The sequence below is a fragment of the Methylomagnum sp. genome (genome assembly GCF_054333355.1).
Window position 1 is genome coordinate 1 of sequence record NZ_JBTEKS010000076.1, and the last position, 14,760, is coordinate 14,760.

Annotated in this window: 3 protein-coding genes; all 3 read right to left on the reverse strand. The window is 66.7% G+C overall.

Features of this window, described 5'->3' with window-relative positions:
* Positions 1 to 415, reverse strand: a 415-nt coding sequence (locus tag ACXWUF_RS08270; protein WP_458503272.1) for a POTRA domain-containing protein, incomplete at its 3' end; no start/stop codon positions are given.
* Complete coding sequence (locus tag ACXWUF_RS08275; protein ID WP_458497377.1) at positions 412 to 1,215, reverse strand: FecR family protein; 804 nt, start codon at positions 1,213 to 1,215, stop codon at positions 412 to 414. The genes ACXWUF_RS08275 and ACXWUF_RS08270, both read right to left, overlap by 4 nt.
* A gap of 2 nt (positions 1,216 to 1,217) precedes the next feature.
* Complete coding sequence (locus ACXWUF_RS08280; RefSeq protein WP_458503273.1) at positions 1,218 to 14,732, reverse strand: YDG domain-containing protein; 13,515 nt, start codon at positions 14,730 to 14,732, stop codon at positions 1,218 to 1,220.
* Positions 14,733 to 14,760: the final 28 nt, after the last annotated feature.

Here is a 14,760-nt window from a genome sequence, read left to right on the forward strand (position 1 = left end):
GCGCCGGGAGGCTGGCGCGGATGTTGGCCTCGTCGAAACTGTCCTTGCCCTCCGGCGGATCGTATTGCACTTGGACCGCCTCGATCTTCGGCTCGATCACTTGCAGGCGGATGACGCCCTCGGTCAACTCCTGCTCCGGCACCGTCACCAGGACCGTGCCATGACCGGCGGCGCGGTAGCGGTTTTGCAGCGCCTCGATGGCCTTCTCGATGGTTTCAAAGGCGCAACTGGCGCAGGTAAGACCCTGGACCGCCGCCTCCGCCTCGGCCTGCGGTATCAGGGTGTTGCCCTCGATCTGATAGCGCTTGATGGCGAAGCTGGCCTCATCGGTCTGGCCCCAGGCCGCAGGAGCGCCCAGCAGCAAGGGCAACAGCAGGCTCTTTAACAGGCGGGTGGCGTTGTCGCTCGGGATCATTGCACTACACATTGGCCGTTGCACTTGGTGATATCCAGGGTTTGCCCCTTGCCCCGATTGCGGGCGATGGACGAGGGTATCGTGACTTGAACGCCCTGCCCTGGCGGCACGATCATCGGTGGGGTGATCCAGTCCCTAATGTATGCGAATTGGCCCGCCAGCACCGGCAGCAGCCCTTGCTCGTTTTTCAGGGCGACCTCGCCCGCCGCCACGTCCACATGCAAGCCCGCCTTGAGCGGCTGGCCGTTCAGGGTGGGGATGTTGCCGCAGTCGTTGGGGCAAGCCGCCGCGTCGGCCCTCTCGCCGGACGAATCGCCGCCGCTGCCCGCGCCATCCTTGCAGACGCTCTGGCACAGCAGCAGGCCGTAATGGGTGCCGCGAATACCGATGGTGGCGACCGGCGTCTGGATGGTGTCCTGGGGCGGGCTGCGCTTGCCGATCATCCCGCTGATCCGGCGCAGTCCGCCTTTGAGCAGGTCGATGAGGGAGCGATCCGACGAGGGGTCTTCCGGCACGAAGCGGTATTGCTCGACCCGGATGCGGCTGTCGGGACGCAGCACCACCTCGCCGTTGTCGGCGAACCTGATGCGGGCGTAGGTGTTGTGGGAGGTGTCCAGCACGTCCCCGACCTGAATGGCCGAGCCGACCGCCAGCAGCGTCCGCTTCCCGTCGCCGCGCTTGGCGCTCAGTGTGCCGGACAGATGGGTGATGGTGCCGGCGGTTTCGGCCCAGGCGGTGGACGCCGCCGCCAGCAACACCAGCAGGAAGACCAGTTTGCGTAGGCAATCCGTGTGTTTCATGGCTAGCGGCAATTTTGTAGTTTTCTGGAAGACTTGCGGTTTCCGGTCGTGGCGCCGTCCTTGCCATCGCCTTCGGTTCCCCCGAATTCGCCCTCTTCGCCGCCGACGACACCGGCGGGTTCCGTCACGGTCGGCCCGCCCTGCTCCACGGCACCGGCGTTGAAGTATTGGCCGGTCCATTGATTGCTGGCCGTGTAGTCACTCCCGCCATCATCGCCGTCGTCGTCCCCGCCATTGGTTCCACCGCTAGCGTTCAACGCAGCGGAGGTGTGCAACCCGGTCACCACCGCCTGGGAATTAAGCGGGATGACCGTGTCCTCGGGTTCTGGTGGCGGTGACGGCGGCGCCGTTGCGCTGACGAGGGTGACGCCCTGGGCTTGATATTGGGCGGCAAGATTGGCCCCGCCAGAATTGACGGTGGCGAAGGCACCGCTGACGCCTCCCTGCGCGGACAGGATCGGGTAGCTGCCGACGGGGGCCGGTCCACTGGCGTTCAGCGTGCCGCCGAGTTGAGCGGAGCCGCTGATGTCCAGACGGTCGAAGCCCGACGGGTCGGCGCTGTTCAGTTCGATCTTTAGCACGCCCGAAGCGCCCTGCACGAAGTTTCCGACGATATGCAGAACGCCGGGGGAAGCGCCGGGCGAGAACACGCCTTGGTTAATCAACGCATTCTGGCCGGAACCCAATTCAATGGTGCCGAAGCCGCCCACGCCGCCGGTGTTGGTCCAGTCGCCGTTGACATGCAGCACGCCGCGGGCGCCCAGGTTCAGTGAGCCATTGTTGACCACGTTGTTAGCGGTCAGGGTGTTATCCAACTGCACCGTGTTGGTCAGGGTCACTGGCCCGGTGACGTTGACCCCGCCCGTGTTCGACAGGGTGCCGCCGCTCCACTGGAAGAATCCCTCCACGGACAAGCCGCCCGGCCCGGTGAGGCTACCGCCGCTGACGCGCAGGTTATTCAACGAACCCGAACCCTCGAGGCTCAAGCTACCGCCAATCAGCGATAGGTTGGCGCCCCCGCTCAGGTTGTGTACGGTCAGGTCGCCGGGGCCGACGGTCACGAAGGCCGAACCCAGCCCGCTCAAATCCACATCGAAATTGCTGTCGGGCAGCCGCTGGGGCGTCCAGTTGAGCGGGTTGCTCCACTGATTGTCGCCGCCGAGGCCGCTCCAGATCATGGAAGCAAAGTCGATTTGGGCATTGGCGGCGATGAACGAGCCATTGCCGAGCAAATAATTGCCCGCGTCCACGCCGTTCAGGTTCAGGCTGCTGAAGGTTACGGTCCTGCCGGTGCCCGCGTTGGGGTTGTCGTAGTTGCCGCTTCCGTTCAAGCCCACCGAGTCTCCAGCGATGACGCCGCTCAGCGCGTAATCCGCCCCGCCCAGATTAGCGGCGGTGGTGCCGTCGTACACCTTGGAAACCAAGGCACCGCTGGCCGCAACGGTCAGGCTGGCCGGGGTGATCGTCCCCACCGGCGCACTGGCGGCGGTGCTGCCCAGGGTGTAATTGCCCGCGTCCACGCCACCCAGGCTCAGTCCGGTCACGGTCACGGCCTTGCCGGTGCCCACGTCCTTGGTGTCGTAAACGCCGCTGCCACCGTTCGCGACGACCATGTCGCCGCCCAGCACGCCGGACAGGACGAGATTCCCGGCGCCCAAGCTCGCGACCGCCGTGCCGTCATAGACCTTGGCGACCGTGCCGCCCAGGCTGGCGGTCAGGTCGGCGGGGGTGATTCTGCCAATCGCGGCGCTATCGGTCGCCGCATTCAGCGCATAGTTGCCAGCGTCCCCGCCGCTCAGGGCCAACCCGGAAGCCGTCACGGTTTTGCGAGTCCCAACATCCTTGGTGTCGAAGCTGGCGCTGGCGGCGGTCACCAGCACCTCATCGGTCTCCTTGACCCCAATCAGGCTGAAATTGCCGACACCCAGGGCAGCGGCGGTGGTCGCGTCATAAACCTTGCTCACCGTGCCGATTAGCTCGGCGGTCAAGGAGGCCGGGGTGATGCTGCCGATGGCGGCGCTGGCATCGCTGGAACCCAGCACATAGTTGCCAGCATCCACTCCGCCGAGAATGAGTCCGGTCACGGTGATGGTCTTGCCGGTGCCGACGTTCTTGGTGTCGAAATGGCCGCTACCGCCATTCAATGTCACCGTGTCGCTTCCGATGAGGCCGGACAGGATGATGTTGTCCGCCCCGAGCGCCGCCGCCGTGGTGCCGTCATAGACTTTCGTGAGCGTGCCGCTCAGCGTGGCGGTGAGGCCAGCCGGGGTGATGGCGCCGATGTTGGCGCTGATGCCGGTCGCGCCGAGGGCGTAGTTGCCCGCGTCCGCCCCCGTCAGGCTCAGGCCCGTCGCGCTCACGGCCTTGCCGGTGCCCACATTCTTGGTGTCGTAGCCGCCGCCCGCCGCCGCCACGCCGACGGCGTCGCCGCCGAACACGCCGGACAGCGCGAGATTGGCCCCGCCCAGGGTCGCGGTGGCCGTGCCGTCGTAGACCTTGGTCACGGTCCCGGTTAGGCCGGGGGTCAGGGTGGCCGGGGTGATGGCGCCGATGTTGCCGCTGGCGCTGGCGGAACCCAGCACGTAGTTGCCCGCGTCCGCCCCGGTCAGGCTCAGGCCCGTCGCGGTCACGGCCTTGCCGGTGCCGACGTGCTTGCTGTCGTAGCTGGCGGCGGAGGCCGACAGGCCCACCGCGTCGCCAGTCACGGCGCCGGACAGCGCGAGGCTGGCCCCGTCCAGGGTCGCGGCGGTCGCGCCGTCGTAGACCTTGGTCACGGTCCCCGTTAGGCCGGGGGTCAGGCTGGCCGGGGTGATGGTCCCCACGTCCGAGCTATCGGTAGCGAATTGGAGCGCGTAGTTGCCTGCGTCCGCGCCGCTTAGACTCAGGCCCGTCACGGTTACGGTCTTGTCCGTCCCCACGTTCTTGGTGTCGAAGCCGGCACCAGCGGCGGTCACGAGCACATCGTCGTCACCCTTGACCCCCAACAGGCTGAGGTTATTGGCACCCAGCGCAGCGGCGGTGGTCCCGTCATAAACCTTGCTTACCGTCTGGACCAGTTCGGCGGTCAGTGTGGCTGACTTGATCGTTCCAATGGCGGCACTGGCGGTGTTGGACGACAGGCCATAACCATAGACAACGGCCCCCCCGTCATTGGCGCCGAGGAGGTTAATCCCGCCAACGGTCACGGTCTTGGCGGTCCCGGCGTTCTTGTTGTCGTACAACCCGCTGGTGGGATTGCTGAGAACCACCGTGTCGCCGTCGATAGCGCCGGTATAGCCGTAGTTGGCCACCGCCAGAGTGGCATCCGGGTCGGCGCTGTAAGTCTTGCTGACCGTGCCGGCCAGGGTCGGCGTCACGGTTGGCGCGACCGAATATAGGAAGCCGTTGCCAGCCCCCAGCACCGTATCCTTGCCGGGAACGCCATAAGCGGCGTCGTATTGCTTGAAGCTGTAGGCCAGTCCGCCCCGGTTGTCGCTGGCCGGCTCGTTGGACCACACCAGCCAGCGGCCATTGGGTGCGCTCAGGGCCGAGGCGCCCGCCGTGTTTTGGAAGCCGCCACCGGATACCAGGACGATGGCGTCGCCGCCGCCGCTGGCCGCGATGGAACCCAGCAGTTGGATGCCGCCGGAAGACCGCGCCAGCAAGCTGGTGATGGACGGCATGGCGGGCAGGTTGAGAACGCCGCCGCTGTGGAGGATTTCCACGGCACCGTTGGCGTTCATGCTGCCGCCGGAGTAATCGAAGCCGCTCAGGAAGCGATAACTGCCCGCCCCCGCCAGCGTGCCGCCGGTCCAGGTGAAGCCGCTGTTGACCGTGAGGCTGACGGCGGTGTTCACCGTGCCGCCCTGCATCTTCACGGCGGGACCACCCGCCGACAGGCTCGCCGCCGGAATATTCACGTTGACCGCCGCGCCATTCAGCAACAGCAGCCCACTTCCGGTGAAGCTGGTGCCCGAATTCAGGTTCTGCGTTCCCGAAGCGAAATCAAGAATGGCACCCGGCGCGATGAAGTAGGTGCCCGTATTCTCGCCATTGAACACCGCCTGCAGGGTTTGGTTCGCGTTGACCGTGCCGGCGTTGATGAAACTCGTGGCGTAGCCCATCTGCGGGTTCAGCGAGTTCCAATCGAAGACGCCAGCGTTGTTGAAGACCGCATTGCCGGAGCCTTGCAGCGAATAAACGCCGGGGTTCGTCGTATTCACCTGAAAGACGCCGGTGTTGGTCAAGACCGCCGAACTGCCGACGCTGTCCAGGAGAAGGCTGCCATCGGCCAGCGTGATCGTGCCCGCGTTGTTCCAGGTCTTGTCCCGGAAAACCTTGGTCGCCGCGCCGTCCAGCGTGCTGGCGCCGCTGGTCGCGAACGAGCCGCCGCCCGTCAGCACGCCATCCGTCCAGTGAAAATCGCCCGCGACATCCATGGCCTCGGCACCCGCCAGCGTGCCGCCGGATAGTGTTAGGTTGGCGGTGGACAGCGGGCCATTGGCCGTGAAGCTGCCGCCACCAATGGTCAAGTCGCCCGCCAGCGTGGACGGGGTGGCGGAATCGTTCAGGGTCAACGAGCCACCGCTGATGGTCAGGTTGTTGAGGAGCGCCGTGTTCAGCCCCTTGATGCTGTCATCGCCGCTGGCGTGGTTGACCTCAATCCCTGCCACCAAGTTGATGAAAACGATGTCGCTCAGACCCGGCAGGACGTCGCCGGTCCAGTTGGCGACGTCGGACCAGAACGAGGTGCCCGCGCCGCCGTCCCAGCACACGCCCGCGCAGACGATGTTGCTGTTGGTCAGCCGGTAGTGGTTGCCGCCCACGATGGCACCGTTGAAGCCGGTGGGCAGGCTCAAAGTGGCGAAGCTGCCGCTGGCGGCGGTGGCGGTGAGGATGTCGAAGCTCTCCCCAGCGGGCGGAATGTAGCCATTGATGAGCGGGCTGTTCAGCGTGCCGCCCACCGTGGCGTTGCCGGACACGGCCAACACGTCGTACTGCGTGCCTGCGGTGGTGCCGCCGATTTCCGCCACAATCGTGCCGGTGTTTTGCAGATTGCCGAGAATGGAAAGCGTGCCCGCCGTGCCGTTGCCGCCGGGGGCGAGAACGCCCTCATTGGTGAGAGTACCCGCCCCGCCCGCTAGGTTGAGCGTGCCCGCCCCACGAACCATGCCGGTTGAGGCGTTGATTAGGCTGGCGTTGGTCTGAATCAACGCGCCGCCCGCCACGTCCATGATTCCAGCATTGCTGGCGAGTCCCTCAAGGTACAGCGCACCAGTTACCGCTTGCAGCAGGCCATTGTTGATCAGGCTGGCCGGGCTGACCTGTAGGGTGTTGCCGGGGGAGTTGGCGAGGAAGGTGCCGTGGTTCACGAAGGCGTTGTCGGGATTCCAGCCATACGCGGCCCCGTGGCCCTGGACGGTGAGGCCCGCCCCGAAGGTGATGGCGTCCCCGGCGTCGGCGGCGATCAGGTTGGTTCCCGCCAGCGCCAGGATGGCGGCGCCGGGCGTCCCGAGGGTCTGGCTGCCGCGCAGGTACCACTGGCTGGCGTCGGCGGAGACCGTCGCGCCGGGGGCGAGGGTCAGGCCGTTCCTGAGGCTGAGGTGGCCCTGGATGACGAGGCCGCCGCCCACCGTGGCACCGTCCAGTGTGCCGGAGGCGCTGACCAGCGCCAGCCCGTCGGCGCTGGTCAGGACGCCGTTTTTGAAGGTGCCGTTGAGGGTGACGGGGCCGCCCGCGCCGAGGTCCACGGTGTGGCCGGCGGCGTCCCACAGCCCGTTGAGGCTGACCGCGCCGCCGGTGTGGCTGAACTGGCTGCCCGGCCCGCTCAGGGTGAGCGTGCCGTATTGGTTGAACGCGCCGCCCGTGACCGACAGCAGGCCCGCGTGGGTCCAGGTGGCACCGCCATCCTGGTTCAGGACGCCCGCGTCGACCCGCACTGTGCCGGTGTTGTCCAGGCTGTTGTAGAGGTTGACGGTGCCGCCGTCCGCCGTAATGGTTCCCGAGTTGGTGATGGTCCCGCCGACGCTGAGCGTGCCCGCCGTCGCCCGCATCAGCCCGGTGTTGGCTAGGCTGGCCGGGTTGACCAACAGGGTCTCCCCGGCGGTGTTCGCGAGGAACGTGCCGTGGTTCACGAAGGCGTTGTCGGGATTCCAGCCATACGCGGCCCCGTGGCCCTGGACCGTGAGTCCCGCGCCGAAGGTCGTGGCGTCGCCCGCGTCGGTGGCGATCAGCGCGGTCCCCGCGAGGCTCAGGGTCGCGGTGCCCGGCGTCCCGAGGGTCTGGCTGCCGTGCAGCCACCATTGGCTGGCGTCGGCGGAGACCGTCGCGCCGGGGGCGAGGGTCAGCCCGCCCCGGACGTTCAGGTTCCCCTGGACGCTCAGGTTGGAGCCGAGCGTGGCTCCGTCCAGTGTGCCGAAGGCGCTGAGCAATGCCAGCCCGCCGCTGGTGAGGGTGCCGTTCTTGAAGGTGCCGGACAGGGTGACGGGGCCGCCCGCGCCGAGGGCCACGGTGTGCCCGGCGGCGTCCCACAGCCCGTTGAGGCTGACCGTGCCGCCGGTGTGGCTGAACTGGCTGCCCGGCCCGCTCAGGGTGAGTGTGCCGTATTGGTTGAACGCGCCGCCCGTGACCGACAGCAGGCCCACGTGGGTCCAGGTGGCACCGCCATCCTGGTTCAGGGTGCCCGCGTCGACCCGCACCGTGCCGGTGTTGGTCAGGCTGTCGTAGAGGTTGACGGCGCCGCCGTCCGCCGAGAGTATCCCGGCGTTGGTGATCGAGCCGCCGACGCTGAGGGTGCCCGCCGTCGCCCGCATCAGCCCGGTGTTGGTGAGCGCGGTCGGGTAGACGCTGAGCGTCTGGCCCGCCACATTGGCGTCCACCGTGCCCTGGTTGACGACCGCGTTGTTCTGGCTCCAGCTCAACAGCTCGCCCTGGCCCCGCAGGGTCAGTCCCGCGCCGAGGGTCAGGACGAGGTCGTCCTGGTTGGTGATGAGCCGGACGCCCGCCAGGCTCAGGGTGGCGCTGCCACCCGCCGCCGGGCCGAGGGTCCAGGACGCGCCCTTCAGGTACCAGTCGCCGCTGTTGGCCCGCACCTCGACGCCACTGGCGAGGGCCAGCCCGTTATGGACGAACAGGTCGCCGTTCACGGTGAGGTCGGAGCCGAGGGTCGCGCCGTCCAGGTTGCCGCTGGCGCTGGTCAGCGGCGTCCCGCCGAGGGCGGTCAGGATGCCGTTTTTGAACGTGCCGCTGCTGAGCGTGAAGTCCCCGCCCGCACCCAGGTCCACCGTGTGCCCGGCGGCGTCCCACAGGCCGTTGACGTTGACCGCGCCGCCCGTGTGGCTGAACTGGCTGCCCGGCCCGCCCATGGCGAGCGTGCCGCCTTGGCTGAACGCGCCGCCCGTGACCGACAGCAGCCCGGCATTGTTCCAGGTGCCCCCTAGGCCCACATTGCCCGCGCTAACCTGAACCGTCCCGGCGTTTTCCATTGAGCCGTAGAGGTTGTGAGTGCCGCCGCCAAAATCCAGGAGGGCACCGCCCGCGACATTGAAGCGGCCATGGCTCTCGCCGCCGCCCGTCAGGCTCACGGTGCCCGCGTTGACGTTGACGGTGCCGCCGTTGTTGAACGGCCCGGCGAATCCAGTAGCTCCGCCATTGAGGGTCAAGGTGGCGCTGACATTCACCGTGCCAGTCCCGGCCAAAGGTCCATCAAGCTGCACCTGGCCCGCATGGGATGCCGTCAGTGCGCCGTCCACCGTGGTCTGTTCGGACACCGTTAAGGAGCCGCCCGAAACCTCTAGGGAGTTGCCGCCGTTGATGGTCAACAGCCGGATCAGGTCGGTTCCGTAGCCGTGAGTCACCGCGAATCCGGCGTCGATCTTCGCCTCGTCCGTGGAACCCGGCAGGATGTCGCCCGACCAGTTGGCGGGCTTGCCCCAGTCGAAATCGCCGTTGCCGTTGTCGAAGAACCGCACCGACGGGCCGGTGATGTATTGCAGCCGGGCCGCTTCACCATTCAAGAGGTTATAGCCAACCTGGAAATTGGTCGGCGCGTTGATCGTGGCAAAGGTGCCCGTCGCGGTGCCGGTCTTAAGGAGGAACGCGATTTTATCGTCATTGACGGGCGTATATCCGCCTATCGGGGTGGCATTCAACGTGCCATTCATGGTCACGTTGCCATTCACGGTCACCGTGTCGGATTGCCCCGCGCCCGTCCCGCCCAGGTCGATGTTAAGCGAGCCGCCCGCGCCCAGCGCCAGATTGCCACTGATGGACAGGGCACCGACGCCGCCCGCCGAACCGGGGGCGATGACGCCGGTATTGGTCAGCGTTCCCGCCGAGCCAAGCCAAATGCCGCCCGAGCCGGTCAGCATTCCCGCGTTTTCAAACGCCGGGACGCCAAAGCTGCCGATGGCGTCGCTGGCCGACGAGTTGAGGCTGACCACGCCGCCCGCCAGGTTCACCAGCTTGGCCGTGACCGGCGTCGCCACCTCCGTGTCATGCAGCGTCAGCGAGGCCGCGCCCGCCAGTGTGATCGAGCCGCCGTTGTGCCAAGTCTTGTCTTGCAAGGCCACGGTGCCACCCAGCGTGCTGGCGCCCGTGGTGGTCAGCAGGCCCGCGCCCTTGAGGGTGCCGCCGTTCCAGGTGAAATCGTTGCCCAGCGTGATGTCGGCGGCGGCGTCCAGCGTGGCGTTCTCTTGCACCGTCAAATGAACTGCGGGATTCCCCGGCGTACCGAACGCCAGCGGGGTGTTCAGCGTGACCACGCTGTTGTTGGTCAACACGAGGTTGCCCGAGCCACTGAAGGTCGACCCGGCATTCCAATTCCTGGCGGAGTTGTAGAACGTCAGGGTTTTGTCGGCGATGGCGTAGGCGCCGGAATCGGTGCCATCGGCGGTGTCCAGCGTCAGGTTTTGAGCGAGGCTGACCAAGCCGCTGTTGTTGAACGTCCTCACGTACACCGAACTGGTGCCTAAGGTCGCCGGTCCCCAGATCAAGGTGCCCGCGTTGTTGAACTCGCTGGGGGCGTAGCCGAAGATGGGCGAGGCGTTCGTGGACTCCACGTCAATCACGCCGCCGGATTGGTTATTAAGCGTCGGCGTGCGGCCGTCCGTGTCCGCGTCCGCGTCCGCGTTGAACAGGTACACGCCCGTGGAGCCAGTGATGGCGATGGTTCCGGTGTTGTTCCAGGTTTTGTCCTGCAACTGGAGGGCGCCCGTCCCACTCAAGCTCGTTGCGCCGGTGGTGGTGAGCGTGCCCGCGCCCTTTATCAAACCGCCCGTCCAGGTGAAGCCGTTGTTGAGCGTCAGGCCCGCCACCCCGTCCACCACGCCGTCCGCCAGGGTCAGGGCGGGCGCGTCCGCGCCGAGCGCGAGGGGCGCATTGACGGTCACGGTGCCGCCGTTGATGGACAGGAACGCCTGGCCGGTGGCGGTCCCCGTGCTGTTGAAGGCCAGCCCGGCACCCCAGGTCCGCGCCGTGTTGACGAAGCTCAGGGTCTTGCCCCGCGCCACGTTGTAAACGCCAGTGTCGGTGCCGTCGGCTCCCCACAGGGAGAGATTGTCGTTGACGTTGACCGTGCCGCTGTTGTTGAGCGTGGTGGCGCTCAGCCAACTATGGCCCTGGTCCGCGTTCGTCGCGTTCCAATCCAACCGGCCCGCGTTGTCGAATATCCGGGTGCCGCTCCCGTCGATGGGGTTCGTGGCGGTGGATTCCATCAGCACCACCCCGTCCGCCAGATTGTTGAAGGTGGGCGGCGTCGGATCGACGGCGTGCTGAAAGTATAAGTACCCGGTCCCCGTCAGGCTGACCGTGCCGCTGTTGTTCCAGACCTTATCCTGCAAGGTCGCGCCGCCATCCACCGTGGTCAAGCCGGTGGTGGTCAGGGTGCCCGCGCCCTTGATCGTGCTGCCCGTCCAGGCGAAGGCGTTGCCAATCAAGATGGGCGACGCGGCGTCGAGCGTGCTGTTAAGCAAGGTCAGCGTCGGCGTGAGGGTTCCCGCCGCTGGCCCAAAGATCAGGGGCGTGCTGGCGGTGATGGCGGACCCGCTCACCTGCAACGCGCCGGAACCGCCGAACACCAGCCCCGGTGCCCAGGCTCTCGTCGCGCTCTCGAATTTCAGCGTGGCGCCGCCCGCGACCAGATAACCGCCAGCGTCGGTGCCGTCCGCGTGCACGGTCAGATCGGCGCTGGCGTTGACCCGGCCCGTGTTGTTGAAGCCGCCGTCGCTGTAGAAGTAAATGGTCCCCGGCGCATTCCAGTTCAGCGTGCCCGCGTTGTTGAAGTGGCCGTGGCTGAAATAGAGGGGAGAGCCACCCGTCGAGGCCATCGTGTACACGCCCCCGGCCAAGTTGTTGAGTTCCGGGGCGGGCGCGGCGGCGGTATCGTTGTCTCCCAAGAACAGGGAATTGCTGCCCGTCTGGAGAATGACGCCGCTGTTATTCCAAGTCTTCTCCAGCAGCACCGCCGAGAGACCGGCGCCGTTCAAATAGGTCTCGCCCGTGGTGGTGAGCAAGCCCGGCCCTTTGAGGATGCCGTGGGTCCAGGTGAAGGCGTTATGGATCGTCAGGCTCGCCGCCGCGTCGAGCGAATTCAAAGCACCGCCGCCGGAGAGGGTCAGGGCAGGCGCGGTGGCATCCAGGGTGACGGGGCTGTCGATCATGACCTCGCTGTTGTCAATCCGCAGAGCGCCCGTCCCGGTGAACGCCAAGCTGGTCTGCCAGTGCCGCACTTCGCCGTTGTAGCCGAAGAAGGTCAGCGTCCGGCCCGCCGCCACATCGTAAACCCCCCTATCGACGCCCCCGGCCTGGAGTCCCAGGTCGCCGCCCGCCACCTTGACCGTGCCGTAATTATTGAAGTCGCCCAGGTGGCTGGAATCCACCGACATCCACACCACGCCGCCATCCGAGTTCCAGTTGACTACGCCGTAATTGTTGAACTGGTTGGAGCCGGTCGAACTCACCGGGAAGGTCGCCGTCGAGTTCACCGCCAGACTGGCGCCCGCCGAATTGTTCAGCACCGCCACATTGGGCGCGGCGGTGTCGATGAGGTCGATCCTGCCCGTGCCGGTCAGCGTGATTGCGCCGTTGTTGTCCCAGGTTTTGTCTTGCAGGGTCGCCGCGCCATAGAGTCCGTTCACTGTGGTCGTGCTGGCCGTGGTCAGCGTGCCCGCGCCCGTCACCGTGCCGCCCGACCAGGTGACCGCCCCGTTGGCCGTGACATTGCCGCTGGCGCTCAGCGTGCCGCCGTTGAGGATTAATCCGCCATTGAACGTCGCGCCGCCGTCGCCGACTGTCAGGCTACCGCCGGACAAAGTAAAGTCCGCCCCGCAGATCAGGGTCGCCGCCGCTTGATCGCCCGCATTGAGGACAACCGGCGAGGTCAGCGGGAAAACCAGGGAGGGCGAGGACGGATCAATGGTCACGTAGCTGGCGCTGACCGGCAGAGAATCGGTACTCCAGTTGGCCGCGTCGGTCCACAGGAAGGTGCCCGCGCCGCCGTCCCAGAAGATGCTGGTGGAGCCGGTGATGTCCAGAGCCACGCTGGTGGGGCCGTAGATCGGGGTGAGGACGAACGGCCCCGAATTGACGGCGTCGAAGGTGCCATTCACGTTTCCACCGGTCAGCACCGTGTAGTTGCCGACATTGCCAGCCCCGCTCACATTGAGTGAGCCCGCCAGGGTGGCGATGCCGCTGACGGCGATGGTATCGGTGCCGAAGGCTTCCACATTGATTTCCAGCGTGCCCAGGGAGCCTTGCTGGTAGTCGCCCAAGATAGCCAGGGAACCCACGGTGGTGGCGCCGCCGGAGGCGCCTGGCGAAATCACGCCGTTGTTGGTCAGGATGGCTCCCGCCGCATTCACCAACCCAGAGCCGCTCAGCCGCCCCGTGAAGCTTTGGTTGCCTATGACCTGCAACGGCTGGGCGCCGGACAATTCGAGATTGCCGGTGAAGCTGCCGCCGGTCCACGTACCGGGACCATACAGCGTGGCCCGTCCGCTGCCCGCCAGCGTGCCGCCACTCAGCGCGAAGCCGCCATCCACTTGGACAGCGCCGTCGGCGACCAAGGTGCCACCCGCGATGCTCAGGGTGGCGGAGGCGCCAATCGTTGACGCATCCGTCAAGGTCAGGGTGCCGCCCGAGGCGAGGGTCAGATTTTCCGCCGTGACCAAGCGCGTGGCGGCTTGCGCACCGGACCCGACCGTTACGGTATAGGCGCCGGCGGGCCGGTCGATCAAAACAATGTCGCCCGCCTGGGGAACTCGTTTACCGGATTCCCCCGGAAGCTGGTTCCAGTTGGACGCGGTTTCCCACTGGCCGTTGGCGTTGGCGCCCCAAATCAGCACCGGCGCGTTGGTGTCCGCTTGGATGGCGAGGTTCTTGCCGTCGTACTGGGTGTTGAACGGCGTGCCGAAGCCCGAATTGATGGTGCTGAAGCTTCCGGACAGCGTGGCCCCAGCTTCCAGAAGATGGAACGCATCGCCGGCCACGGGGGCGAAGCGGTTGGCGCTGGACAAATTCAGGGTGCTGCCGCCGTTGATGGTGATGGCACCGCTGGCGGTGATCGAGTCATAGCCCGCCCCCCGCAGTCGGCCATTCAATTCGGCATTGGTGACGCTGCCGGATTCTAGAACCACGCCGCCGACGATATTCAAATGGCCCGGCGAAGCCCCCGGACTCAGGGTGCCAAAATTGGTGAGCTTGTAGCTGTCGGCGCCGAGGTTGAGTGTGCCGGAACCCCGGATGGTGCCGGTGGATGCGTTGAGCAGATTGGCGTTGTTGAATTTGACGGTGCCCGCCGTCCCGATGTCGATGACCCCGGCGTTGGTGGCGAAGCTGGTGCCCGCCGCGCCCGTGCTGATGTTGAGCGCCACGCCGCCCGCGTTGTCGGTCAGGCCGTAGTCGCGGACCATGAAGTCGAGGGTCGTGGCCGTCGGCAAGGTGAAGGTGGTGGCGAAGTTCTGCACGGCGGGCTGGGCCGCGACCGCCGCTTGCGTGCTCTGAGTGCTGCCCGCCTCGCCGTACACCACGACCTGATGGGTGGCGTCGTCGGCGACCACGAAATTCCACACCCAATTGGCGCCGCCGTCGATCCGCCACGCGGTGTAGGAACCATTCGCGCCGGACCGGCCCGTGCCGTTGCTGACCGTGTAGGTGCCAGCGGGCAGGGTGAGTCGGTTGAGCGCTCCGCCGGTGGGATTGGTGATGGGCGAGATGACCTGGCCGGGCACGGGCGCGGGGTCGGTCGGGAAGGCGAAGCCGTACTTGGTGGCGTCGATATTGACGATGGTCGGCGACACATTGACGGACAACAGGCCGGTGACGGATTGCAGCGTGCCGTTATTGGCGAAGGACGGGGCGCTAATCGTCAGCGTGCCGGTGTTGGTGCTTACCAAGCCATTGTTGGTGAAGGTGGCGGGATTGACCGTCAGGGTCCGGTTCGCCGCGTCGGCGTCCAGGGTGCCCAGGTTGAGGATCGCCTGGCCCTGGGTCCAGTAGCTCAGCGTGCCGTGGCCCCGGACCGTCAGGCCCGCGCCTATCACCAGCGTCGAGGTGTTGGCGGGGCTGTTG